The following is a 25,328-nucleotide window of genomic DNA, read 5'->3' as shown; positions in this document are numbered from 1 at the left end:
CCGCGTATCCGCATACGGCGTGTTCGAAGGTGTCACAGTATGCGCACCGTTCGAGCACGATGGTGTTGTGACCACCAAGATGACTCAGAACTTCGGCTCGACCCTTCCCACCGGCTGGGGACAGCTGTCGGACGAGGAGAACGAGAGAAACTGGGCGATCTTTCGTGACCACTTTGGGTTCACGCCCGGCATCGACGCACGATCTTGGCCCGCCATCGCCGAGCCCATCCCGTCCGTGGTCTTCGATTTGGGTGCGGCGCCAGCTGCGACTCCAGGGGCGTGGGCCGCTCGCGTGGATGCGATCAACGCCGAAGCGTTGCGCTGTTTTGTCACCGATTGGAACGACGATCCCAACTTCGTCGTTCTGGATTGGCAGCATCCGGGCTACACCTTCGACGCGGAGGCACACGCTGCTGCGAAGGAGCTTGCGGAGTGGCGTGTCCCGGTCTATCCGAACGGTGACTACTACATATTCAGTCGGGACGACTTCACGGAAGGGACCTTCGGCCATCCGTGGGAACGCACGCTGTGTGTGTTCGGGGAACGGATGGTCGAAGGACTGGGCCGGACTCTGTCGACCTGGCTTCCGCGACTTCGAGTCAACGGTGAACAGGTCGACAGCCAAGTCGGTTAGCGGGGTCCAGTACGGAACAGGTGAAACGTCACCAACCGCGTTCGCGCCACTCCGCCAGGTGCGGGCGCTCGGCGCCGAGCGTCGTGTCCTTGCCATGCCCGGGGTAGACGACGGTCGCGTCGTCGTACCTTCCGAACAGCTTGTTTTCCACGTCGTCGAGCAGCGAAGTGAACTTCTCGGGGTCGGCGGTCTTGCCTACTCCGCCGGGGAAGAGTGAGTCGCCGGTGAAGAGGTGAACCTGTCCGCTCGGTTCGGTGAGAGCCAGCGCGATGGAGCCGGGCGTGTGGCCGGACAGGTGAATGACGTCGAGGCTCAAGTTGCCAACGGTCACCTTGTCGCCGTCTTCGAGGAGCACGTCCGGGGTGACGGGAAGGACCTCTGCGTCGAGGGGGTGCGCGGCGGTCGGCACCTTGGTTGCGGCGTGAACGTCTTCGAGGGCCAACCAGTGATCGCCGTGCTGGTGGGTGGTGACGATGGAATCGAAAACAGGTGCTTCCTGTTCGATGAGCGCGATGATCTTCTCGGCTTCGTTGGCCGCATCGATCAGGAGAGATTTCCCGGTCGTGGAACAGACGACGAGGTAAGTGTTGTTGTCCATGGGGCCGACCGACATCTTCGTGATGACGGCGCCTTCGACTGTGCGCCGCTGAGGGGCAGAATCGGGGGAGACCTGACCGGTGTAGGAGTCGTCGATCACGATGGGCTGATTCGTCATGAAACGCAGGCTACCTTCGAATAGGGGCAGGTAGAGCGATGGGCTCGCCTGGTGAGAAAAACGTGTCGGTGGCTCGGCCTACGATGACGATCGCTCGAGGACTCGCGTTTGCGAGGCTACTCGAGACTTCTCCGGGGGGACGGCCCCGGACGATTGACAATGAAGGGAATTGGTGTGGCGGATCGCCTGATCGTGCGGGGTGCGCGTGAGCACAATCTGCGAGGAGTCGATCTCGACCTCCCGCGAGACAGCCTGATCGTCTTCACCGGGTTGTCCGGCTCCGGCAAGTCCAGCCTCGCGTTCGACACGATCTTCGCCGAAGGTCAGCGCCGCTACGTCGAGTCGCTCTCGGCATACGCGCGTCAGTTCCTCGGTCAGATGGACAAGCCGGATGTGGACTTCATCGAGGGATTGTCTCCTGCGGTGTCGATCGACCAGAAGTCGACCAACCGCAACCCCCGTTCGACGGTGGGCACCATTACCGAGGTCTACGACTACCTCCGACTTCTCTATGCCCGCGCAGGTTCGGCGCACTGCCCGGTGTGTGGTGAGAAGATCGCACGTCAGACGCCCCAGCAGATCGTCGACCAGGTGCTCGAGATGGAAGAGGGCATCAAGTTCCAGGTCCTCGCACCGGTAGTCCGTACTCGTAAGGGCGAGTTCGTCGACCTTTTCGATCAGCTCAATACCCAGGGCTACTCGCGAGTGCGCGTCGACGGTGTCGTCCATTCGCTGGCGGATCCGCCGAAGCTCAAGAAGCAGGAAAAGCACGACATCGAAGTAGTGGTCGACCGATTGCAGGTCAAGGCGAGTTCGAAGCAGCGCCTGACCGACTCGGTCGAGACCGCACTTCGCTTGGCTGAAGGCATCGTGGTCCTCGACTTCGTCGACCGTGAAGAAAATGCACCTGATCGTGAGCGTCGTTTCTCCGAGAAGCTGGCCTGCCCGAATGGCCACGCACTCGCGATCGACGATCTCGAACCGCGCTCGTTCTCCTTCAACTCGCCCTACGGCGCCTGCCCGGAATGCACCGGCCTCGGTATCCGCAAGGAGGTCGACCCGGATCTGGTGGTTCCCGATCCCGACCTGAGTCTCGAAGACGGAGCGATCGCGCCGTGGTCGATGGGCCAGAGTTCGGAGTACTTCGGACGGTTGCTCTCCGGCCTCGGCGACATCCTCGGTTTCGACATGAAGACGCCGTGGAACAAGTTGCCGGCGAAGGCCCGCAAAGCAATCCTCGAAGGCAGCGAGGAGCAGGTTCACGTCCGGTACAAGAATCGGTACGGCCGTACCCGTTCTTACTACGCGGAGTTCGAAGGTGTGATGCCGTTCCTGCATCGCCGGCTCGAGCAGACCGAATCGGATCAGATGAAGGAACGGTACGACGGGTACATGCGCGACACGCCGTGCCCGGCGTGTGGTGGTGCTCGCCTGCGCCCGGAAATCCTGTCGGTAACTATCGCGGCTGGAGACTTCGGCAGTAAGTCCATCGCCGAGGTCTGTGAACTGTCGATCTCCGATTGCGCGGACTTCTTGAACAGCCTCACTCTCGGTTCGCGCGAAGAGGCGATTGCGGGTCAGGTCCTCAAGGAAGTTCAGGCACGACTCGGGTTCCTGCTCGACGTCGGCTTGGAATACCTTTCCCTCTCGCGTGCCGCTGGCACGTTGTCCGGTGGCGAGGCCCAGCGAATCCGCTTGGCAACGCAGATCGGTTCCGGACTCGTCGGCGTGCTGTATGTACTCGACGAGCCGTCCATCGGCCTGCATCAGCGTGACAATCGACGACTGATCGAAACCCTGACGCGCTTGCGCGACCTCGGCAACACGCTGATCGTCGTCGAGCACGACGAAGACACTATCCGCACGTCCGACTGGGTAGTCGACATCGGACCGTACGCCGGCGAGCACGGCGGCAAGGTCGTCCACAGCGGGCCATACGAAGAACTGCTGACGTGTGAAGAATCTCTGACCGGCGCCTACCTGTCAGGTCGTAGCTTCATCGAGGTTCCGGCCATTCGTCGACCGGTGGACCGCAAACGCCAGGTCACGGTCGTCGGAGCTCGCGAGCACAATCTCGACGGCATCGACGTGAGTTTCCCGCTGGGTGTTCTCACCGCTGTCACCGGTGTCTCCGGTTCGGGCAAGTCGACGTTGGTCAACGACATTCTCGCGACCGTCATGGCGAACAAGCTCAACGGTGCACGCCAGGTACCTGGGCGTCACACACGAATCAACGGTCTCGATCAGCTGGACAAGCTCGTGCAGGTCGATCAGTCTCCGATCGGCCGGACTCCACGATCGAACGCGGCGACGTACACCGGCGTGTTCGACAAGATCCGAACCCTGTTCGCGGCCACCACGGAAGCGAAAGTCCGCGGTTACCAGCCCGGCCGATTCTCGTTCAACGTCAAGGGCGGACGCTGCGAGGCGTGCTCCGGCGACGGAACGCTGAAGATCGAGATGAACTTCCTGCCGGATGTGTACGTGCCCTGCGAGGTGTGCCACGGCGCCCGGTACAACCGCGAAACGCTCGAGGTCCACTACAAGGGCAAGTCGATCGCCGAGGTACTCGACATGCCTATCGAGGAAGCAGCCGAGTTCTTCCAGCCGGTCACCTCAATTCACCGGTACCTCAAGACGCTGGTCGACGTCGGCCTGGGCTATGTCCGACTGGGTCAGCCGGCTCCGACTCTGTCCGGTGGTGAAGCGCAGCGCGTCAAGCTCGCCGCCGAATTGCAGAAGCGGTCCACCGGTCGCACGGTGTACATCCTCGACGAGCCCACCACGGGTCTGCATTTCGAGGACATCCGCAAGCTCCTGATCGTGATCAACGGTCTGGTGGACAAGGGCAACAGCGTGATCGTGATCGAGCACAATCTCGACGTGATCAAGACGTCGGACTGGGTCGTCGACATGGGACCCGAGGGTGGATCCGGCGGCGGAACCGTTGTGGCGCAAGGTACGCCGGAAGACGTTGCCGCGGTCCCCGAGAGCTACACGGGCAAGTTCCTCAGTGAGGTTCTCACCGCACAGCACGCGCCGGTCAAGGCCAAGCCGATCACCAAGAAGCGTGCGACGAAGGCAGTTGCCGCAAAGAAGGCCGCGCCACGGAAGAAAGCCGCTTCCGTGAGCTAGTAGAACGTGAGCAAGTAGAAATCGGTCAGTGATGCCGGGTCGGAATCGACCCGGCATCACTGCTTTGTCGATCAGGAAGTGCTGGTCTCGAGAATTACGTTGGCGACCTCTTCGGGGCGCGACCACATCGGCCAATGGCCGGTCGGGAGGTCGACGTACGTCACGGGGAGTTTCGCCAGTTCGGCGGCCATCGGATGACCTCCGTCGGCCATCTGGGCGATCACCGCGGAGGGGAACGTGCTGCAAACGACGGTTGACGGCACCTGGTAGCGCTTTTCGTTCGTCAGGACAATCGGCTCACGCGCGGGCCCAGCCGGTTCGGGTACCGCGTTGGCGCGGAACGTCTCCAGAGCTTTCTCGTCGAGTCCTTCGAGGCTGCTGCCGTCCGCTTCGAGCTCTGCCCACGTGGGGAGCGGAATCTCGATGACATCGGAGGCCAGATCCGGTCGCAGCGCTGCGCCGTCGGGCATGGGGCCCGAGTCGACGTAGACGATCCGAGCGACGCGATCCGGGATGCGATCGGTGACGGCGTACCCCACCGGGCCGGCGCCGCTGTGTACGACCAATACCGTGCGCTCGTCGGAGTCCGATACGGCGTCGACGACTGCACGGACGTGAGCGTCGAAGGTGACCGCTGATCGATCTGTGTTTACTGAGTCGAGCCCGGGCAGTGTCAGGCTGGTCACGCGGGTGTCGGAACGTTCGAGGTGGGGGAGTACTGCATCCCAAGCCCATGAACCGAGCCAGAATCCGGGAACAAGAACGATGTGAGTTTTCATGGACTCACAGTGCACCCGGGTTGGTGACAACAGAGTGTCACCAATTATGTCACCGTTTGGTATCGGAATCTGAGACACTGGAGAACGTGAATCGAGCTGCGAGATTGCATGCTCTCGTCGAGGAACTTCGGCGACAGGGCGATCGAGGGACTACGTGCTCCCGATTGTCCGAGGAATTCGGTGTCACCACCCGGACGATCAAGAGGGATATCGAGACGCTGATGATGTCGGGTGCGGCGATCGAAGCGCGCTCAGGTCCCGGAGGTGGATACCGACTCGTGGGTCGCGCCACGCTGCCGCCGGTGAATTTCACTGTTCCGCAGGCAGTTTCGATCGCGTTGGCCTTGACGGCGATGGGTGATGCTCCGTTTGCGCCGGATGGGCGAGCAGCGCTGGCGAAACTGCTCGATGTGATGGACGAGGAGAGTCGTCGCAAGGTCGCCGAGCTCGGTGGCCGCGTGTGGATTCGCGGTGAGGGCGGGGCTCTGACGGATTCGCGCGCGAACCGGCAGGCCGTCGAGCAGGGTCTCGAACAGAGTCGAGTCGTGTCGTTGCACTACGTGGATGGGGACGGTGCGGAGACGGTGCGGGCAGTTGAGCCGCACATTCTGGCGCAGGACCGTGGTCAGTGGTTTCTCATCGGCTGGTGTCGCGAGCGCGACGCCGTGCGGTGGTTTCGACTCGATCGAATGCGTCGGGCCACGCTGACGAACGATCACTTCACACCACGCGATTCGACCGTCTTCGGGCAACCGCCCGAAGACGCTCGGCCTGTTTCTCCCCGTAGGTGAGTGACTCAGTCGATCATGTTGCGGGCTGCGGCAACGGAATCCGTGATCAGTTCGGTCAGGGCGGTCACATCGACGTCGCTCAGCCGTTTGACGTACAGGCAGCCCTTGCCGATTTTGTGCTTGCCGAGGCGAGCGAGCGTGTCGGTGTAGTCGTCGAAGTTCAGCGACAAGTACAACGTGAGCGCGGTGGCCCTGGGGGAGAACCCGATCAGTGGGGTGTCACCTTCGTGGCCACTCGCATATCGGTAGTGCCGTGCCCCGAATCCGATGATGCTCGAGCCCCACATGACAGCAGGCTCGCCGGTTGCGGCCGACAGCAGGGAGATCAGCTCCACGGCGTCGGCGCGTTTGCGGTCGTCGACGCGTGAAATGAATGCGTCGACGTCCTCGGGCGTCGGTTGAGTCTTGTTGGCGGTTGCCAACTCAGTAGACCGGACCGGTGAACTTCTCGCCCGGTCCCTTTCCTGGCTCGTCCGGGTGCGAGGACGCCTCACGGAATGCGCGCTGCAGGGCTTGGAGGCCTTCACGGATGGGTCCGGCATGAGGGCCGAGGTATTCGACCGACGCAGTCACGAGTCCGGCAAGTGCCGTGATGACGCGACGCGCTTCGTCGAGGTCCAGGTAGGGGCTGGAAGACGGATCGGCGTCGGAGAGGCCGAGTTTTTCGGCAGCCGAACTCATCAGCATCACTGCAGCGCGGCTGATGACCTCGACCGCGGGAACTTCGGAGAGTTCGCGGACGTCGGGGTTCGCGCCGTCGGTGTTCTGTTCTGCCTCGAAGTTCTCACTCATGGATGTAAGGATTCCATCAGGCCGTGACGGTGTTGAATCGGGCCTCTCCCGGCAGCACTGGGAGCGGCACCGATTTCTTTCATCTGTGGCGACCTGTTACTCTTGTTGCAACGACCGCCTCCGACTTGTTCGGGGGCAGCAAGTGGAGTCCGACTCCCACCTCTGCACGGCAGGTGAAACTGCAGTTCAGTGGTTCCGGTCACCTGTTATCGGAGATCATTCTTCGTCAGGTTCCTCGCTCAGTCGAGGAGATAGGTTTCGGCGTGAGCTGGATCCTATGTGATCGGTCGACATCGGGCCCCGCGGATGAGCAATCATCACAGCGGGGCTTTTTTGTTGGGGTGCGGGCGGTACGGGCTGCGTGCGGTCATGAAGACCGCACCGTTCAACCTAGGAGGCCCCATCAGCACTGAGACCCGCATCAACGATCGTATCCGCGTTCCCGAGGTTCGTTTGGTCGGACCTGGCGGCGAACAGGTAGGCATCGTGCGTGTTGAAGATGCACTCCGCTTGGCCCTTGAGGCCGACCTCGACCTGGTCGAGGTAGCTCCTGACGCCCGTCCACCGGTCTGCAAGATCATGGACTACGGCAAGTTCAAGTACGAGGCTGCACAGAAGGCACGTGAGTCACGTAAGAACCAGCAGCTGACGGTCATCAAGGAGCAGAAGCTCCGACCCAAGATCGACGACCACGACTACGAGACCAAGAAGCGCAACGTCGTTCGCTTCCTCGAAGCCGGTTCCAAGGTCAAGGTCACGATCATGTTCCGCGGACGTGAGCAGTCACGCCCCGAACTCGGCTACCGCCTTCTGCAGCGTCTGGGAGCAGACGTCGCAGATCTCGGATTCGTCGAAACCTCGGCAAAGCAGGACGGCCGAAACATGACGATGGTCCTGGCACCGCACAAGGGCGCCAAGACTCGTGTCAAGGCGCAGGAGAGCGCTCAGGCGCCAGTGGCTCAGGCTGCTCCGCGTCCGGCTCCGGCCGCACCGGCTTCCAGTGAAGCAGCTCCGGAAGCACCGGCGACCGGCGATGCCGCTCCCGAGGCTCCGGCCAGCTAGTCGATTTCCCAAGATCCACCACGTAACAAGAACTGAGGACTCCATGCCCAAGATGAAGAGCCACAGCGGCGCCTCGAAGCGATTCAAGGTGTCCGGCAGCGGAAAGCTCATGCGCCAGAAGGCCGGCCGTCGCCACCTTCTCGAGCACAAGTCCAGCAGGGTTACCCGTCGTCTCGACGGTGTCGCTGTTGTCAGCCCTGACGACGCTCCGCGCATCAAGCGCATGCTCGGCATCTGAGTCGCCCCCTTACTGACCACCCGGGGCCGTACTTTCAGCCCCTAGATTGACAGGATTTTTCAAGTGGCACGCGTAAAGAGGGCGGTCAACGCCCAGAAGAAGCGTCGTTCAATTCTTGCTGCATCCAGCGGCTACCGTGGACAGCGTTCGCGTCTGTACACCAAGGCCAAGGAGCAGCAGCTCCACTCGCTCACCTACGCGTACCGCGACCGTCGTGCGCGCAAGGGCGAGTTCCGCAAGCTGTGGATCACGCGTATCAACGCTGCAGCTCGTGCAAACGACATCACGTACAACCGCCTCATCCAGGGCCTGCGTCTGGCAGAGGTCGACGTCGACCGCAAGATCCTGGCCGAGCTCGCTGTCTCCGATGCCGAGGCCTTTGCCGGCCTGGTCGCACTCGCGAAGGCCGCTCTGCCGGCTGACGTGAACGCTCCTGCCGGAGAAGCAGCCTGATTCACGCATCACAGCAACGGCCCGTGGACCCGCTCACCGAGCGGACTCCGCGGGTCGTTTCTGCTGTCAAGCTCCTGCGCACAGCAGAACGACGCAAAGCAGGACGTTTCCTCGTCGAGGGCGAGAACTCGGTCACCGAACTGTTGAACGGTGCACTCTCGAATGGCGAGGCCCGCCCGGTACACGACCTCTTCTACACCGAGGACGCAGCCGAGCGCTATCAGCACGTCATCGATCGGGCGCAGACCGCTGGAGTTCGTGTTGCTCGTGTGACCGATCGAGCAATCAAAGCTCTCAGCGATACCGTCACGCCGCCCGGACTCGTTGCCGTCAGCGATCTACTGGACGTACCGCTGAGCGCAGCCGTCCATCAGGAGACCCGCCTGCTCGCAGTGCCGGTCGAGGTCAACGAACCAGGTAACGCGGGCACCGTCATTCGCATCGCCGACGCAGTGGGTGCCGATGCGGCAATCCTCGCCGGCGACAGCGTCGATCCGCATAACGGCAAGGTCGTTCGTTCGTCGGCGGGCAGCCTGTTTCACCTGCCAGTCGTCCGCGATCGAGACACAGTGTCGGTGATCGAGCAGATTCGCGCAGCCGGCATTCAGATTCTCGCGACTGCAGCTGACGGCGAGGTCGATCTCGACGAGGCCGACGAGTTGCTGAGCAAGCCGACGGCCTGGCTGTTCGGTAACGAAGCGCACGGTCTCGATCCGGCGATCGCCGCGCAGGCTGATCATCGGGTCAGGATTCCGATCCATGGCCGCGCCGAAAGCTTGAACCTCGCGACAGCGGCGGCAATTTGCCTGTACGCAAGCGCGCGGGTGCAAAATCGCGCCACCGATCACGGCTGAAAACGCACGCGAAGACCTCACGGAATCCCATTTGCGGAAGCCTGAGACAATACAAGAGCAGAGACAATGCTCGAGCGAGTTCGAAAGCTCGCTCGCAGTACAAGAAGTAAGCAGTACAAGAAGCACGCAGTACGAGAAGTAAACCGAGAAGCGACAGGAGCGTCACAGCCGTGGCCAAAAATGAGGGCGCGACACCGCCGGAGGTCGACGCGAGTGTACTCACCGAAGAGGCGTTGACCGCTGCGGCTGAGAACGCCGAGAAGGCGCTGGCGGACGCCGCTGACCTGGATGCGCTGGCGCACGTCAAGGTGGAGCACCTGGGGGACAAGTCCCCGATCGCCCTCGCTCGCCGGGGACTCGGCAGCCTTCCGGGCAAGGAAAAGGCGGACGCCGGTAAGCGCGTCAACATCTTCCGCACTCGGATCAACAACGCGTACGACGCTCGTCGTGAGGTCCTCCTCGCCGAGCGTGACGCCGCGGTGTTGGTTGCCGAGGCAATCGACGTCACTCTGCCTTCCGATCGTCACCCCGTCGGGGCGCGTCACCCGATCAGCCTGATTTCCGAGCAGGTCGCCGACGTATTCGTCGCGATGGGTTGGGAAGTTGCCGAGGGTCCGGAGGTGGAGACCGAGCACTTCAACTTCGACGCGCTCAACTTCTTGCCGGATCACCCTGCCCGCACGATGCAGGACACCTTCCACCTGGCACCCGAGAACTCGCGCCAGGTGCTGCGTACCCACACCTCGCCGGTGCAGGTCCGCACCATGCTCTCGCGTGAGGTACCGATCTACGTGGTGTGCCCGGGCCGCACGTTCCGCACCGATGAACTCGATGCGACCCACACGCCTGTCTTCTCGCAGGTCGAAGGCCTGGCCGTCGACAAGGGCCTGACCATGGCCAACCTGCGCGGGACTCTCGACGCGTTCGCTCGTGCCCTTTTCGGCCCCGAGACGCGTACCCGTATGCGCCCCAACTACTTCCCGTTCACGGAACCGTCGGCCGAGGTCGATGTCTGGTTCGCGAACAAGAAGGGCGGCGCAGGCTGGGTCGAGTGGGGCGGCTGCGGCATGGTCAACCCGAACGTTCTGCGCGCCAGCGGTATCGATCCCGACGAGTACTCGGGTTTCGCATTCGGCATGGGCCTCGAGCGGACCCTGCAGTTCCGCAACGGTATCCCGGACATGCGCGACATCGTCGAGGGTGACGTGCGTTTCACGCTGCCCTTCGGTGTCGCAGGCTGACCGATCCGGTCCGCGGAACCTTCACAAAGACTTATCGACAAACGAGAGAGCTGAGCAGACGTGCGAGTAGCGCAATCCTGGCTGACCGAGATCCTGCAGCGGGCAACTCCGGACTGGGAGGTGACCCCGGAAGAGCTGGACGCCGGGTTCGTCCGGGTGGGACTCGAAGTCGAGGAACTCGACACACTCGAGGCGATCGACGGCCCGTTGGTCGTCGGCAAGGTCGTCTCCATCACCGAACTGACCGAGTTCAAGAAGCCGATCCGCTTCTGCCAGGTCGAGGTCGGCGAACCCGAGCCTCGCGGCATCGTCTGTGGCGCGCGTAATTTCAACGAGGGTGACCTCGTCGTCGTTGCGTTGCCCGGCGCGGTGCTGCCCGGCGGATTCGAAATCGCCACTCGCAAGACGTACGGCCAGGTGTCCGACGGCATGATCTGCTCCGTCTCGGAACTCGGTATCGGCAAAGACCATTCGGGCATCTTGGTGCTCGAGCCCGGTACCGCCGAACCCGGCGCGGACGGCAACGAGTTGCTCGGTCTCGGTGACACGATCATCGAACTGAACATCACCCCGGACCGTGGCTACTGCTTCTCGGTCCGCGGTCTCACGCGAGAACTCGCGTGCGGCTTCGATCTCGAATACGCCGATCCCGCTTCGGTTCCCGCTCACCCGGCTGAGGGTGAAGCCTGGCCGGTGCGCCTCGAACCGGAGTCCAAGGCTTCGCGTTTCGTGATGCGGAAGATCACGGGTATCGATCCGCAGGCAGTGAGCCCGTGGTGGCTGCAGCGTCGACTGCTGCTCTCGGGTGTTCGCCCGATCTCGCCGGCAGTCGACGTCACCAACTACGTGATGCTCGAACTCGGTCAGCCTCTGCACGCGTTCGATGCGACCGCAGTGCAGGGCGACCTGGTGGTCCGTCGCGCCAAGGCGGGGGAGAAGCTGACGACGCTCGACGACGTCGAACGCACGCTCGATCCCGAAGACGTTGTCATCGCCGACGATTCCGGAGTCATCTCGCTGGCTGCCGTCATGGGCGGCGCAACCACCGAGGTGGGAACGGCAACGACGGACATCCTCCTCGAAGGAGCTACCTGGGATCCGCTCGCAGTCTTCAAGACGGCGCGCCGGCACAAGCTGCCGAGTGAGGCGAGCAAGCGTTTCGAGCGCGTCGTCGATCCGGCAATTCCGCTCGCGGCCGTCGACCGCGCAGCCGCTCTGCTGGTCGAGATTGCCGGCGGACGGATCGAACCGGTCCTGACCGACGTGGGCGATGTCGCCCCTCGCGCTGCCATTCGCATGGATATCGACCTGCCCGACCGTGTCGCCGGAGTCACGTACCCCAACGGCACCGCAGCTCGCCGCCTCACCCAGGTTGGCTGCAACGTCGAGGTCGGCGTCAGCGAAGAAGGACACGGCCAGTTGGTCGCGACGCCGCCGTCGTGGCGTCCGGACCTGGTGCAGCCTGCGGACCTCGTCGAGGAAGTTCTTCGCCTCGAAGGTCTCGAGCAGATCCCGTCTGTGCTTCCCGCCGCTCCGGCCGGACGTGGGTTGACTCCGTCGCAGCGGCGAAAGCGCACGGTCTCGAAGGCCGTGGCTCACGCCGGTTACGTCGAGGTCCTTCCTCCGGTCTTCCTGCCGACGAACGTCTTCGACGTCTGGGGCCTCGACGCGGATGATCCGCGCCGCAACACCAGCAAGGTCCTCAACCCGCTCGAAGCCGATCGTCCGGAGTTGGCGACCACGCTGCTCCCGGGTCTGCTGGAGATCCTGGCTCGCAACGCTTCTCGCGGTCAGCGTGATCTGTCGCTGTACGGCATCGCGCAGGTCGTCCTGCCGGGCCCCGACACCAAGCCGGTGGATGCATTGCCGGTGGATCGTCGTCCGACGGACGAGCAGATCGCGAACCTGATCGCGTCGTTGCCGGCTCAGCCCGTGCACATCGCTGCAGTGTTGAGTGGTTTGCGTGAGCCGAGCGGCCCCTGGGGTCCTGGCCGTCAGGCCGAGGCTTCGGACACTTTTGCAGCCGTGCGGGTCATTGCAGCTGCAGCAGGCGTCGAGGTGGAACTGCGTGCGGCGCAGTACCTGCCGTGGCATCCCGGCCGTTGCGCCGAGGTTGTCGTTGACGGCAACGTAGTCGGTCATGCGGGCGAACTGCATCCGGCTGTTCTCGAGCGCGCGGGACTGCCCGCGCGCACCTGCGCACTGGAAATCGATCTCGACGCTTTGCCATTGGTCGAGAATCTGCCCGCTCCGCGCATTTCGCCGTTCCCCGCAGTGCTCCAGGACGTGGCAGTTGTTGTCGATCGCGACATTCCGGCAGCCAAGGTGCAGGAAGCTCTGCGTTCCGGCGGCGGTGAGCTTCTCGAAGACATCCGCCTCTTCGACGTCTTCGAGGGCGAGCAGGTCGGTGAAGGCCGCAAGTCGCTCGCGTTCGCATTGCGATTCCGTGGTGTCGACCGGACGCTGACCGAGGACGAGGCCAGTGCCGCGCGCGATGCAGCAGTGGAGGCGGCTTCCAAGGCTGTCGGTGCGCAGATGCGTGGCTGATTTCCTCAACTGATCACAGAGCCCACGACCGTTGCCGGTGGTCGTGGGCTCTGTCGTGTTATCGGCTTTTTGACTGAGGTGAATCGGAAAGCCACACATCTGGCGCAACGGTGTCCGTCCGTCGCCCTTGCTGGTCGAGCACGTGGCCGAGCAGTTTGCGCAAATACAGCACGATGGATCGTTCCGTGACGCAAAGACCCGGAATCTCCTTGCGCAGACGAGTTTCGAATGCATCGAGTTCTGCAGGAGAATGCAGCCACAACTGAACCACCAGGTTGTCGGCGCCGACCACAGCGAAGCAGTTTCGGACTTCCGGCGCTCGGCTCAGCACTCGTCCCGCCGTATCGAGAAGCTCGGGTTCGACGCGGCACCACAAAGTGGCGAGCACGGGAAGCCCGGCCAGCGGCCGCGCGAATTCACACCGCAGCGCCACCAACCCCGAAGACGTGAGCCGGTCGATCTGGCGTTTGCACGCAGCGGGACTGACACCGATCGCGTCGGCCAACTCCTTCATGGGAGTGCGCCCGTCGTAGGCGAGCATCGTGAGAACCTTGCGATCCTGTTCGGAAATGCCGGTCGGCCGAGCGCGCACGGCAGTACGGTTTTCGCTGGTGGTCAGCACACCCTTCTCGGACGGTGCCAGCGCATTGAGTCTCCATCGGCCACCTTCGGTGAACCAGCGTGTGATGATCGAGGTTCGTGTCGCCAGTACACCGTCGATCGTTGCGACGTCTTCCGAGATGAAGCGCGACATCGACGCCAGATCCGCGGTACCGGCTGTGACGAGCAGATCTGCTCTGCCCGTTGATGCTTCGATGGTCACGGCGTGGGCCGAGCGAGTCAGCCGTGCCGCGACGGTGTCGAGAAGAGCAGGTGAGCAATCGATTTCGATGATCGCTGTGACGATGCTGCCCAGCACCTGTGGCCCTGGAGTGACCGTGACCCAGGCCAACGACGATTCGGAGAGTCGATTCCAACGACGGGCGAGAGTCGCGGCGTCGAGTTCGAGTGGTCCGGCCAACGAAAGCCACTTCGATCGCGGTGCGAGCTGGAGCGCATTGATTATCCTCAGATCGATTTCATCTATCCCGCGACCGTTGCCGGTATCTGGTGCGCTCATAACGTCATTATCCGGCATATTTCTGCAAGATTCGGACTATCTGCGACGCTCGACGGATGATCACAGAGGAGAAGTACGCGCTGATCGGAGCGGGCCCGTCTGGATTGGCCGGCGCGCGAAACCTCGATCGGGCCGGGATAGCGTTCGACGGCTTCGAGAGCCACGACAACGTCGGTGGGCTCTGGGACATCGACAACCCGCACAGCACCGTCTACGAGTCGGCGCACCTCATCTCTTCGAAGGGCACCACCGCATTCGCCGAGTTCCCGATGGCGGATTCGGTGGCCGACTACCCGAGCCACGTGGAACTTGCCGATTATTTCCGCGACTACGCCGATACTCACGATCTTCGCAGGCACTTTGCCTTCGGCACTACCGTCGTCGACGTCTCGCCGGTCGATTCGCTGTGGCAGGTCACCACGCGCAGTCGCAGCGGTGAGACAACAGTCGCGCGGTATCGAGGCGTGATCATCGCGAACGGAACGCTGTCGAAGCCGAACATGCCGACTTTCCGGGGCGACTTCACCGGCACGTTGATGCACACGAGCCAGTACCGCAGCGCCGAGATCTTCCGCGGGAAGAAGGTACTGGTCATCGGGGCGGGCAACAGTGGATGCGACATCGCCGTCGATGCCGTCCACCAGGCCGAGTGCGTCGACCTGAGCGTTCGGCGAGGCTACTACTTCGTCCCCAAGTATCTGTTCGGCCGACCCTCGGACACCTTGAATCAGGGAAAGCCGTTGCCGCCGTGGATCAAACAACGCGTCGGCACCTTGGTACTCAAGCAGTTCACGGGTGATCCGGTGCGGTTCGGATTTCCGGCACCGGACTACAAGATCTACGAATCGCATCCGGTCGTGAACTCGTTGATCCTGCACCACATCGGGCACGGTGATGTGCACGTGCGCGCCGACGTCGACCGGTTCGAGGGGAAGACGGTGCGGTTTGTCGACGGATCGTCTGCCGACTACGACCTCGTTCTCTGCGCCACGGGGTATCACCTCGACTATCCCTTCATCGCGCGCGAGGACTTGGACTGGTCGGGCGCTGCCCCGGACCTGTTCCTCAACGTCGCGAGTCGCCGCCACGACAATCTCTTTGTTCTCGGCATGGTCGAAGCATCCGGTCTCGGGTGGCAGGGCCGTTTCGAGCAGGCCGAGTTGGTGGCCAAATTGATCACCGCACGTACCGAAGCCCCCGCCGCGGCGCGGGAATTCTCGGCGGCGGCGGCCGGTCCTCCTCCAGATCTGTCCGGGGGATACAAGTACCTGAAGTTGGGACGAATGGCCTACTACGTGAACAAGGACGCCTACCGCTCGGCGATCAAGCGGCACATCGGACTGCTTGATGCCGCTCTGACGAAGGGAGGACAGTGATGCCGATCGACGACGTGGTGCTCAACTTCAACCCGGGATCGTTGATGATCCTCAACGTGGTGCTGGCCACGATCATGCTGGGGATCGCCCTCGACACCTCGGTCGACGACTTTCGTCGTGCGCTCACCAAACCCAAGGCGATGGCGGTGGGTATTGCTGCGCAGTTCCTGCTGTTGCCGGCAGTGACTTTTCTCCTGACGCTGATTCTCTCGCCGGCTCCGTCGGTAGCACTCGGCATGATCCTGGTGGCGTGCTGCCCGCCAGGGAACATCTCGAACGTCCTGACTCACCGGGCGGGCGGCGACGTCGCACTCTCGGTGTCCATGACGGCGGTGTCGAACGTCCTCGCGATCTTCCTCATGCCGCTCAATCTTGCGTTCTGGGGGAGCCGACGCCCGGAGACCGACGCTCTGTTGCAGTCCGTGAACCTGAATGCGCTCGAGATGGTCGCGCAAATCGCCCTGATCATCGGTGTGCCGTTCGTTCTCGGCATCTGGGCGGCACGAAGGTTTCCGGAGATCGCCGCGAAAGCGCAGCCTTGGGTGAAAAACGGTTCGTTGGTGGCGTTGTTGATCTTCATCGTCGCGGGGGTGTCGGGGAATGCGTCGTACTTCGTCGACTACATCGGGGTGGTACTGCTCGCGGTCTTCCTGCACGACACGGTTGCCCTCGCACTGGGATACTTCTGCGGCGCCGTCACCGGGTTGAACGAATACAGCCGTCGCGCCGTCTCTTTCGAGGTCGGCATCCGCAATGCGGGGCTGGGGCTTGGCCTGGTGTTCACGTTCTTCGACGGTCTCGGTGGCATGGCCGTCGTGGCCGGCTGGTGGGGGATCTGGGACATCATCGCCGGGTTGGCTCTGGCGACGATCTGGTCCAAGCGACGCGCCCGAAAGGCGGTACCGGCATGACCGTCGCACTCGTCACGGGCGGAAACGGGTTCCTGGGTACCGCTGTCATCGACGCACTGATCGCGCAGGGCATCACCGTCGTCTGTGTCGACCTCACGGTCAAGGACACGCCGGACGATCGCATCCGCCGCGTCAGGGCGGACGTCTGCGACCCCACAGAATTGGGGCGGGTGTTCGGTCAGTACCGACCGAACGTCGTGATCCACCTTGCGTCCATCGTGAATCCCGGCAAGAACACGACAGCAGAGCAGGAGTACCGCGTCGACGTCGACGGGACACGAAACGTGCTCGCGGCCTGCGTCGAACACGGGGTTGGACGGATCGTCGTGTCTTCGTCCGGAGCGGCGTACGGCTACCACTCCGACAGCCCACCGTGGATCACCGAGGACGTACCTGTCCGAGGCAACGACGAATTCACATACAGTCGCCACAAACGCCTGGTCGAAGAGATGCTCGCCGAATATCGCGTCGAACACCCGGAGTTGGAACAGGTTGTCTTCCGGATCGGCACGATCTTGGGTGAGAGCGTCGACAATCAGATCACCGCGTTGTTCGATCGCCGCAAGCTGCTCAAGGTTGCCGGGAGCGACAGCCCCTTCGTCTTCGTCTGGCACACCGATGTCGCGGGCGCTTTTGCGGAGGCCGTGACCGGAAACCAAGTGGGCATCTTCAATGTCGCGGGCGACGGCTCGTTGACCGTCGACGAGTTGGCTTCCCGGATGGGCAAGAGCACGGTGACGCTTCCTGCATGGTTGTTGCGAGGCGTTCTACGCGTCGGACGGCGATTGGGCGTAACGGAACACGGTCCGGAGCGCGTCGGATTTCTCCAGTACCGACCGGTTCTCGACAATCGGCGGCTCAAGGAACAGTTCGGATACGTCCCCGAATATTCGAGCGAGGAAGCGTTTGCCGCGTATCTCGCGTCACGCTGACCCCTTCGACGGACGGTCGTGGAAGGATCGGAATTGTCCGTCGGCGTTTTCGAGAAGGGACTGACAGTGTCACGAAATGATGGGCCCGAACATGATGGGTCCGAGCACGATGGGTCCGTGCACCAGGTAGTCGAGGCCGCCAGTGCACTCGACGACAAGGACTTCCTCGCGGTCGTCCGCGCAGTGGTCGAGCGTCGTCCGAGCTTGTCGGTCCTTCTTTCCGTGGTGGACACCGCTGCCGCGAGCCTCGAGCCGCACCGTGTAGAGGACGACAACACGATCACGGACGCCGAAGAAGTCGAACTGCCCGACACCGTTGTGGAGGTCGACGAGATTATCGACGTCCCGGTGGTACTTGCGACCGACCCGAGAATTCCCGAACCCGACTACACCGAAGGGGGAGTCCCCACTTTCGACCGTGTTCGGGAGAAGATAGAGGGGCGCTTCGGTACTTCCATAGGTTCGGCCGAATTGGCGCACGAGAGTCCTGCCGGAAAGTCCGTCGACGAGCAGTGGGACGAGCGCCAGAAGGCCGCAAAGGCCAAGCTCGAGGAGATCCGGCGATCCATGGGTAAGTAATTATGCATTCCGATGCACAATGATGCATACTGTGTGACATGACTGAAGGTGGTACGACCGAGAACGCACGCAAGCCGATCAGAGTCGCCGTTGCCGGCGCCAGTGGGTACGCCGGTGGTGAGGTTCTGCGTCTGCTCCTCGGGCACCCCTCCTATGTCGACGGCAGTCTGGTGATCGGTTCGCTGACCGCCGGTGGCAACGCCGGTTCGACGCTCGGTGAGCATCATCCGCACTTGCTCCCACTCTCGTCGCGGGTACTCGAAGAGACCACTGTCGAAATCCTCTCGGGTCACGACGTCGTCTTCCTCGGTCTCCCGCACGGAAATTCGGCTCAGTATGCCAAGTTGCTACCCGAATCGACGGTCATCATCGACTGCGGCGCGGACTTCCGGCTGCAGGATTCCGCAGCCTGGGAGAAGTACTACAAGAGCACTCATGCCGGTACCTGGCCATACGGTCTTCCTGAATTGCCCGGTGCCCGTGAGAAATTGGTAGGCGCAACCCGCATTGCCGTTCCGGGCTGCTACCCGACGGCTGCGAGCCTCGCGCTGGCCCCCGCCGTTGCCGCGGGGATCGTGGAGTCGCACGTGAACGTGGTTGCGGTCAGTGGCACTTCGGGCGCCGGCCGGGCGCCGAAGGCCGATCTGCTGGGTTCCGAGGTCATGGGCTCCGTCCGTGCGTACGGTGTCGGAGGTGTCCACCGCCACACCCCTGAGATCATTCAGAATCTTTCGGCCGCAGGCGGCAAGGACATCAGTGTTTCCTTCACTCCAGTCCTCGCGCCCATGCCGCGCGGCATCCTCGCGACCTGCACGGCAGCCACCACGGCCACCGAAGAGCAAGCGCGTGAAATCTACGAAAAGGCATACAACGACGAGCCGTTCATCCACGTACTGCCTGCCGGAGTCTTCCCGCAGACCGGTGCCGTGATCGGATCCAATGCCGTACAGATCGGGGTCACCGTCGACGCCGACGCCGGTCAGCTCGTTGTCATCTCGGCAATCGACAATCTCACCAAGGGCACCGCCGGTGGCGCGGTGCAATCGATGAATCTCGCCCTTGGCCTACCCGAGACCGCAGGTCTCTCTACCGTGGGAGTAGCTCCGTGAGCACCGACAATCCGCAGCAGATCGACAACGCAACCGAGCCTGACGCGACCGTTGCAGACGTGGTTCACGTCGCCGGGGGACGTCTGCTCCGCACGCAGGGCGTCACCGCACCTGCCGGATTCCGCGGTGCCGGAATTGCTGCCGGTATCAAGAAGAGTGGCAAGTCGGACCTCGCATTGGTGCTCAACGAGGGACCCGATCTGGCCGCTGCCGGCGTCTTCACCCTGAACAAGGTCAAGGCAGCTCCGGTGCTCTGGTCTCAGCAGGTCCTGACGACGGGCAAGCTGCGCGCGGTGGTGCTCAACTCGGGCGGCGCGAACGCCTGCACGGGCGCGGGTGGATTCCAGGATGCACACAAGACTGCCGAGGAAGTTGCTTCGGCACTGAGTAATTGGGGCACCGAGACGGGCGCGATCGAGGTCGCTGTCTGTTCGACCGGACTTATCGGTGACCGCTTGCCCATGGACAAGCTGATCCCCGGTGTCACCGAGGTAGTGCACGAACTGGCCGGCGGAATCTCCGGCGGCACCGACGCGGCATACGCGATCATGACCACCGATACCGTGCCGAAGCAGGCGTCGCTGCACCACGCGAACAAATGGAACGTCGGCGGAATGGCCAAGGGCGCAGGCATGCTCGCGCCTGCGCTGGCCACGATGCTGTGCGTCGTCACGACCGATGCTGTCGCAACGGCCGAGCAGCTCGATATTGCTCTGCGCGCCGCCACCCACCTGAGCTTCGATCGCCTCGACGTCGACGGCGCCACGTCCACCAACGACACAGTGCTCCTGTTGGCCTCCGGCGCCAGCGGTGTCACGCCGACGCAGGACGAACTGAACGCCGCAGTGCTGGCCGTGTGTGATGACCTCGCGGATCAGTTGATGGCAGACGCCGAGGGTGTCACCAAGCGGGTCAAGGTGACGGTTCGCGGCGCGGCGTCCGAGTCCGATGCGTTGATCGGCGCCCGGACCATCGCCCGCGACAGCCTGGTCAAGACAGCGCTTTTCGGTTCCGATCCCAATTGGGGTCGCGTTCTCGCCGCAGTGGGTATCGCTCCCATCGAGCTCGATCCCGATCGAATCAGTGTGTCCTTCAACGGGAGTCCCGTCTGCATCGACGGCGTCGGTGCTCCGGGGGCGCGTGAGGTGGACCTGAGTGGGATCGACATCGAACTCGACATCGATCTGGGAATCGGCAACGAGTCCGTGAGCATTCGCACCACGGACCTCTCGCATGCTTACGTCGAAGAGAACTCGGCGTATTCGTCATGACCGAGACGTATCCCGTGATCAGCGAGCATCAGAAAGCGCATGTCCTTGCCGACGCGCTGCCGTGGCTGCAGCGATTCCGCGACAAGGTGGTCGTGGTCAAGTACGGCGGAAACGCCATGATCGACGAGACGCTCAAAACGGCATTTGCCGCCGACATGGCGTTCCTGCGGACTGTCGGCATCCATCCCGTCGTCGTGCACGGCGGTGGCCCGCAGATCAACGCGATGCTGGCACGCCTTGGCATGAAGGGTGAGTTCCGCGGTGGTTTCCGTGTGACGACGCCCGAGGTGATGGACGTCGTGCGGATGGTGCTTTTCGGTCAGGTCGGCCGTGAACTCGTCGGCTTGATCAACGCGCACGGTCCTTACGCGGTCGGTATCTCCGGTGAAGATGCGCACCTGTTCACCGCTACTCGACGCACTGTTGCGGTCGAGGGGGAGCAGACCGACATCGGGCTGGTCGGGGACGTCACCACCGTGAACCCAGACGCGGTACTCGATCTCATTGCGGCAGGACGTATTCCGGTCGTCTCGACCATCGCACCCGACGCCGACGGTGTCGTCCACAACATCAACGCCGATACCGCTGCTGCAGCACTGGCCGAGGCGATCGGTGCCGAGAAGCTCGTTGTCCTCACCGACGTCGAGGGCCTGTACACCGATTGGCCGGACCGAGCCTCACTGGCCACCGAAATCGACACCGACGCCCTGGCCCAGTTGTTGCCGAGTCTCGACGCCGGCATGGTGCCCAAGATGGAGGCCTGCCTTCGCGCGGTGCGCGGAGGTGTGCCGTCGGCGCACGTGATCGACGGTCGGCTCGAACATTCAGTCCTACTCGAACTTTTCACCGGTGAAGGAATCGGCACGATGGTCGTGCCGGGTTCCTCGGTCGCCGGTCCCCAGCAGGGAGCTATCTCATGAGCACGATCGATCTGCAGCAGCGGTGGTCCGCTTCGCTGATGAACAATTACGGCGTACCCCGGGTTGCTCTCGTCCGCGGTGACGGCGCCGTACTCACCGACGCCGACGGCAAGCAGTACGTCGACTTCCTGGCAGGAATCGCCGTCAACATCCTCGGACACGGACATCCGGCCGTCGTCGAAGCCGTCACTACTCAGTTGTCGACACTCGGCCATGTTTCCAACCTGTACGCCAGCGAGCCGGTCGTCGAGTTGGCGGAGCAGTTGCTCGCTCATCTCGGCAACGTCACCGGGCGCGCGTTCTTCTGCAACTCCGGTACCGAGGCGAACGAGGCTGCCTTCAAGCTCGCTCGCGCCACCGGCCGGAAGAAGATCATCGCAGCCGAAGGCTCCTTCCACGGTCGCACGATGGGGGCACTCGCTCTGACGGGTCAGCCGGCCAAGCGGGCGCCGTTCGAACCGATGCCCGCCGGTGTCGAGTTCGTGCCGTACGGCGACGTCGAGGCACTCGAGCAGGCCGTCGATTCCGACACCGCCGCTGTGTTCCTCGAACCGATCATGGGTGAGGGCGGCGTCGTGGTGCCACCCGAGGGATACCTCGTCGAGGCTCGGCGGATCACCGCCGAGCGCGGTGCACTTCTCGTGCTCGACGAAGTGCAGACCGGCATCGGCCGGACCGGCTGGTTCTACGCCCTTCAGGCAGTCGGCATCGTTCCGGACGTCATCACTCTTGCGAAGGGACTCGGTGGCGGAATGCCGATCGGCGCCTGCATCGCGACCGGGGCAACGGCCGAGTTGTTCGGACCGGGTAAGCACGGTACGACGTTCGGTGGCAATCCGGTGTGTGCTGCGGCGGCACTTGCCGTGCTGAAAACCATTGCAGCGGAAGACCTGATCTCACGCGCCGACAGCTTGGGTAAGTCGATCTCGGCGGGCATCGAAGATCTGGGCCATCCGTTGGTCGACTACGTACGGGGATCAGGACTGTTGCTGGGTGTCGTGCTGACCGAGGACGTCGCGCCGGCGGTGGAAAACGCAGCGCGCGAAGCCGGGTACCTTGTGAATGCAGCGCAACCCGGAGTGATCCGGTTGGCGCCGCCGCTCATCCTCACGGACGAGCAGGCCGAAACCTTCGTGGCAGCACTACCTGCCATCTTCGACAGTGCACTATCGGCTGACCAGCCGGGGGAGAAGTGACTACCGTGGTGAAACACTTTCTCAGGGACGACGATCTGACTCCTGCGCAGCAGGCCGAAGTTCTGGAACTCGCTGCGATTCTCAAGAAGGACCCGTTCGCTCGGCGTCCGCTCGAGGGTCCCCGCGGAGTCGGTGTCATCTTCGAGAAGAACTCGACGCGTACACGTTTCTCGTTCGAGATGGGCATCGCACAGATGGGCGGTCACGCTGTCGTCGTCGACGGGCGCAGCACTCAACTCGGTCGTGAAGAGACCTTGGCGGACACCGGACGCGTTCTCTCCCGCTACGTCGACGCCGTCGTGTGGCGCACGTTCGGCCAGAAGCGCCTGGAGCAAATGGCTACGGGCGCAACGATTCCCATCGTCAATGCATTGTCCGACGAATTTCATCCCTGTCAGGTTCTGGCCGATCTGCAAACGCTGATCGAACAGAAAGGTGAGCTCAAGGGGCTGAAGCTGACCTACCTGGGCGACGGCGCCAACAACATGGCTCACTCGCTGATGCTCGGCGGAGTGACCGCAGGCATCGACGTCACCATCGCAAGCCCCGCCGGCTTCGAACCGGCGGACTGGGTCGTGGCAGCAGCACGCAAACGCGCCGAGGAAACCGGCGCGACCATCACCCTGACGCAGGACCCACAGGCCGGCGTCGTCGGTGCCGACGCGTTGGTCACCGATACCTGGACCTCGATGGGTCAGGAGAACGACGGACTCGATCGGGTCGGACCTTTCCGTCCGTTCCAGATCAACAAGGAGCTGCTCGCAAAGGCAGATCCGAAGGCCGTCGTCCTGCACTGCCTGCCCGCGCATCGCGGCGAAGAAGTCACCGACGAGGTTCTCGACGGGCCGCAGAGTGTTGTCTGGGACGAGGCGGAGAACCGTCTGCACGCCCAGAAGGCATTGCTCGTGTGGCTGCTGGAACAGCGAACCCAACTGGACCCGGCGTGAGCGTCGCTCCCACTCGGGCTGGTCGCCAGTCGCGCATCATCGCGCTTCTGGCGGCTCACCCTGTCCGAAGTCAGACGGAGCTGGCGGCCTTGCTCGGTGCCGAGGGCATCGAAGCAACGCAGGCGACGCTCTCGCGTGACCTCGAAGAGCTGGGAGCGGTGAAACTGCGTGCCGCCGACGGCGGCGCCGGTGTTTACGTGGTGCCGGAGGACGGGAACCCGGTACGCGGTGTGGCCGGCGGCACCGACCGCCTCTCACGGCTGTTGGGTGAGTTGTTGGTCTCCACCGATTTCAGCGGCAACATGGCGATCCTCCGGACACCGCCGGGAGCCGCGCACTACCTCGCGAGCGCACTGGATCGGTCCTCGATGCCGGACATCGTGGGCACGATCGCCGGAGATGACACCATCTTCGTAGTGGCCCGGGAACCGCTTTCCGGAGCGGAACTCGCGGCCATGATCGAATCGCTCGCCTGACCCCTTATTCTTTGATAGAGATTTTCAACCGAAGGAGCACAAAAACCATGGCCGATCGCGTCGTACTCGCCTACTCGGGCGGGCTGGACACTTCTGTTGCCATCAGTTGGATCGGTAAGGAGACGGGCGCTGAAGTTGTCGCCGTCGCCATCGATCTGGGGCAGGGTGGCGAGGACATGGAGGTCGTGCGTCAGCGCGCGATCGACTGCGGCGCAGTCGAATCCGTTGTCGTCGACGCCCGCGACGAGTTCGCGGACGAATACTGCCTGCCGACCATCGCGGCCAACGCCCTGTACATGGACCGCTACCCGCTCGTCTCGGCCATCAGCCGTCCGCTGATCGTCAAGCACATCGTCGAAGCTGCACGCTCGCACGGCGGCACCATCGTCTCGCACGGTTGCACCGGTAAGGGCAACGACCAGGTTCGCTTCGAGGTCGGATTCGGCGCCCTCGCACCCGACCTGCAGGTCATCGCACCGGTCCGCGACTACGCCTGGACCCGCGAGAAGGCCATCGCCTTCGCCGAAGAGAACAACATCCCGATCAACGTCTCCAAGAAGTCGCCGTTCTCGATCGACCAGAACGTCTGGGGCCGCGCCGTCGAGACCGGATTCCTCGAGGATTTGTGGAACGCGCCGACGAAGGACGTCTACGACTACACCCAGGACCCGACGGTCAACTGGAACGCACCCGACGAGCTCATCATCAGCTTCGACAAGGGCCGCCCGGTCGCCATCGACGGCCGCCCGGTGTCGGTTCTCGAAGCCATTCAGGAACTGAACAAGCGCGCAGGCGCTCAGGGCGTCGGCCGTCTCGACGTCGTCGAGGACCGTCTCGTGGGCATCAAGAGCCGTGAGATCTACGAAGCTCCCGGCGCCATGGTTCTCATCACCGCGCACCAGGAACTCGAACACGTCACCCTCGAACGCGAACTCGGTCGCTACAAGCGTCAGATGGAGCAGCGTTGGTCCGAGCTGGTCTACGACGGCCTCTGGTTCTCGCCCCTCAAGGACGCACTGGACACGTTCGTCAACAAGACGCAGGAACGCGTCACCGGCGACATTCGTCTCTTCCTGCACGGTGGAGCCATCACCGTCAACGGTCGTCGTAGCCCGGAGTCGCTCTACGACTTCAACCTCGCGACGTACGACGAGGGCGACAGCTTCGACCAGTCCGCATCGAAGGGCTTCGTCGAGATCCACGGTCTGTCGTCGAAGGTCGCCGCGAAGCGCGATCTGGGACTCTGAGCC

General features: G+C 63.2%; 25 protein-coding genes. 20 read left to right on the top strand and 5 right to left on the bottom strand.

Translation table 11 applies throughout. From position 1 onward, the window contains the following. Window positions 1–67: 67 nt before the first annotated feature. Window positions 68–634, top strand: a complete 567-nt coding sequence (locus AOT96_RS26670) for a DUF2716 domain-containing protein (protein ID WP_231917354.1) — start codon at window positions 68–70, stop codon at window positions 632–634. Between the two features lie 28 nt (window positions 635–662). Here AOT96_RS26670 and AOT96_RS26665 read toward each other — a convergent pair whose 3' ends face one another. Beyond that, complete coding sequence (locus AOT96_RS26665; protein WP_030536735.1) at window positions 663–1,349, bottom strand: MBL fold metallo-hydrolase; 687 nt, start codon at window positions 1,347–1,349, stop codon at window positions 663–665. Window positions 1,350–1,523: 174 nt separating this feature from the next. Between AOT96_RS26665 and uvrA the strand changes: the two genes are divergently transcribed. Continuing rightward, entirely contained in the window at window positions 1,524–4,484 is a 2,961-nt protein-coding gene (gene uvrA / locus AOT96_RS26660; protein ID WP_024487477.1) for an excinuclease ABC subunit UvrA, read from the top strand. 71 nt (window positions 4,485–4,555) lie between these two features. On the opposite strand, the gene AOT96_RS26655 is transcribed toward uvrA, so the two are convergent. Next, window positions 4,556–5,263, bottom strand: a complete 708-nt coding sequence (locus AOT96_RS26655) for an alpha/beta fold hydrolase (RefSeq protein WP_065352514.1) — start codon at window positions 5,261–5,263, stop codon at window positions 4,556–4,558. An 86-nt stretch (window positions 5,264–5,349) separates the two neighbouring features. Here AOT96_RS26655 and AOT96_RS26650 point away from each other — a divergent pair, with 86 nt between their 5' ends. Continuing rightward, window positions 5,350–6,054 (top strand): helix-turn-helix transcriptional regulator, encoded by a 705-nt coding sequence (locus AOT96_RS26650; protein ID WP_065352513.1) that lies wholly within the window; start codon window positions 5,350–5,352, stop codon window positions 6,052–6,054. A gap of 5 nt (window positions 6,055–6,059) precedes the next feature. Here the strand turns inward: AOT96_RS26650 and AOT96_RS26645 are convergent, their stop codons facing one another. Then, on the bottom strand, window positions 6,060–6,476 hold the full coding sequence (locus tag AOT96_RS26645) for a DUF1801 domain-containing protein (RefSeq protein WP_030536732.1): 417 nt from the start codon (window positions 6,474–6,476) through the stop codon (window positions 6,060–6,062). A 1-nt stretch (window position 6,477) separates the two neighbouring features. After that, a complete protein-coding gene (locus AOT96_RS26640) occupies window positions 6,478–6,846 on the bottom strand; it encodes a DUF1844 domain-containing protein (protein ID WP_007736262.1) in 369 nt (122 codons plus the stop codon). A gap of 369 nt (window positions 6,847–7,215) precedes the next feature. Between AOT96_RS26640 and infC the strand changes: the two genes are divergently transcribed. From infC to pheT, 6 genes are all read left to right on the top strand, one after another. Next, complete coding sequence (gene infC / locus AOT96_RS26635) at window positions 7,216–7,908, top strand: translation initiation factor IF-3 (RefSeq protein ID WP_003944008.1); 693 nt, start codon at window positions 7,216–7,218, stop codon at window positions 7,906–7,908. A gap of 43 nt (window positions 7,909–7,951) precedes the next feature. Beyond that, the gene (rpmI, locus tag AOT96_RS26630; RefSeq protein ID WP_003944043.1) at window positions 7,952–8,146 is read left to right on the top strand and encodes a 50S ribosomal protein L35; all 195 of its coding nucleotides are present in this window, start codon (window positions 7,952–7,954) and stop codon (window positions 8,144–8,146) included. A 63-nt stretch (window positions 8,147–8,209) separates the two neighbouring features. Further along, complete coding sequence (gene rplT / locus AOT96_RS26625; RefSeq protein WP_003944011.1) at window positions 8,210–8,599, top strand: 50S ribosomal protein L20; 390 nt, start codon at window positions 8,210–8,212, stop codon at window positions 8,597–8,599. Window positions 8,600–8,622: 23 nt separating this feature from the next. Continuing rightward, window positions 8,623–9,453, top strand: coding sequence for a TrmH family RNA methyltransferase (locus AOT96_RS26620; RefSeq protein ID WP_065352512.1), 831 nt, complete (start codon window positions 8,623–8,625; stop codon window positions 9,451–9,453). 170 nt (window positions 9,454–9,623) lie between these two features. Then, on the top strand, window positions 9,624–10,694 hold the full coding sequence (pheS, locus tag AOT96_RS26615) for a phenylalanine--tRNA ligase subunit alpha (RefSeq protein WP_003944109.1): 1,071 nt from the start codon (window positions 9,624–9,626) through the stop codon (window positions 10,692–10,694). A 60-nt stretch (window positions 10,695–10,754) separates the two neighbouring features. After that, window positions 10,755–13,241 (top strand): phenylalanine--tRNA ligase subunit beta, encoded by a 2,487-nt coding sequence (pheT, locus tag AOT96_RS26610; RefSeq protein WP_003944026.1) that lies wholly within the window; start codon window positions 10,755–10,757, stop codon window positions 13,239–13,241. A gap of 58 nt (window positions 13,242–13,299) precedes the next feature. On the opposite strand, the gene AOT96_RS26605 is transcribed toward pheT, so the two are convergent. Continuing rightward, entirely contained in the window at window positions 13,300–14,361 is a 1,062-nt protein-coding gene (locus tag AOT96_RS26605; RefSeq protein ID WP_064444634.1) for an Lrp/AsnC family transcriptional regulator, read from the bottom strand. Window positions 14,362–14,417: 56 nt separating this feature from the next. Between AOT96_RS26605 and AOT96_RS26600 the strand changes: the two genes are divergently transcribed. The 11 genes from AOT96_RS26600 to AOT96_RS26550 all read left to right on the top strand — a co-directional run bounded on the left by AOT96_RS26600 (window position 14,418) and on the right by AOT96_RS26550 (window position 25,325). After that, window positions 14,418–15,737 (top strand): flavin-containing monooxygenase, encoded by a 1,320-nt coding sequence (locus tag AOT96_RS26600; protein WP_065352511.1) that lies wholly within the window; start codon window positions 14,418–14,420, stop codon window positions 15,735–15,737. Then, on the top strand, window positions 15,737–16,648 hold the full coding sequence (locus AOT96_RS26595; protein ID WP_047270476.1) for a bile acid:sodium symporter family protein: 912 nt from the start codon (window positions 15,737–15,739) through the stop codon (window positions 16,646–16,648). Before AOT96_RS26600 ends, AOT96_RS26595 begins: the two co-directional genes overlap by 1 nt. Next, complete coding sequence (locus AOT96_RS26590) at window positions 16,645–17,580, top strand: SDR family oxidoreductase (RefSeq protein WP_058227020.1); 936 nt, start codon at window positions 16,645–16,647, stop codon at window positions 17,578–17,580. The genes AOT96_RS26595 and AOT96_RS26590 overlap by 4 nt, the downstream gene beginning before the upstream one ends. Window positions 17,581–17,697: 117 nt before the next feature. Further along, entirely contained in the window at window positions 17,698–18,159 is a 462-nt protein-coding gene (locus AOT96_RS26585; protein WP_021344370.1) for a hypothetical protein, read from the top strand. Window positions 18,160–18,197: 38 nt separating this feature from the next. Continuing rightward, entirely contained in the window at window positions 18,198–19,268 is a 1,071-nt protein-coding gene (gene argC, locus AOT96_RS26580; RefSeq protein ID WP_030536727.1) for an N-acetyl-gamma-glutamyl-phosphate reductase, read from the top strand. 20 nt (window positions 19,269–19,288) lie between these two features. Then, a complete protein-coding gene (argJ, locus tag AOT96_RS26575) occupies window positions 19,289–20,539 on the top strand; it encodes a bifunctional glutamate N-acetyltransferase/amino-acid acetyltransferase ArgJ (protein ID WP_064444684.1) in 1,251 nt (416 codons plus the stop codon). Beyond that, window positions 20,536–21,459, top strand: coding sequence for an acetylglutamate kinase (argB, locus tag AOT96_RS26570; protein WP_007736229.1), 924 nt, complete (start codon window positions 20,536–20,538; stop codon window positions 21,457–21,459). Before argJ ends, argB begins: the two co-directional genes overlap by 4 nt. Continuing rightward, window positions 21,456–22,655: an acetylornithine transaminase gene (locus AOT96_RS26565; protein WP_065352510.1), complete on the top strand. Its 1,200-nt coding sequence runs from the start codon at window positions 21,456–21,458 to the stop codon at window positions 22,653–22,655. The genes argB and AOT96_RS26565 overlap by 4 nt, the downstream gene beginning before the upstream one ends. Next, the gene (gene argF, locus AOT96_RS26560; protein ID WP_021334039.1) at window positions 22,652–23,602 is read left to right on the top strand and encodes an ornithine carbamoyltransferase; all 951 of its coding nucleotides are present in this window, start codon (window positions 22,652–22,654) and stop codon (window positions 23,600–23,602) included. The genes AOT96_RS26565 and argF overlap by 4 nt, the downstream gene beginning before the upstream one ends. Further along, complete coding sequence (locus AOT96_RS26555; RefSeq protein ID WP_007736224.1) at window positions 23,599–24,078, top strand: arginine repressor; 480 nt, start codon at window positions 23,599–23,601, stop codon at window positions 24,076–24,078. The genes argF and AOT96_RS26555 overlap by 4 nt, the downstream gene beginning before the upstream one ends. 47 nt (window positions 24,079–24,125) lie before the next feature. Next, window positions 24,126–25,325, top strand: coding sequence for an argininosuccinate synthase (locus AOT96_RS26550; RefSeq protein ID WP_007736221.1), 1,200 nt, complete (start codon window positions 24,126–24,128; stop codon window positions 25,323–25,325). Window positions 25,326–25,328: the final 3 nt, after the last annotated feature.

This window comes from Rhodococcus sp. 008, assembly GCF_001682295.1.
Classification (GTDB): Bacteria; Actinomycetota; Actinomycetes; order Mycobacteriales; family Mycobacteriaceae; genus Rhodococcus_F; species Rhodococcus_F qingshengii.
Note: the sequence above shows the minus strand (reverse complement) of the source record. Positions and strands in the feature narration are given on the sequence as shown.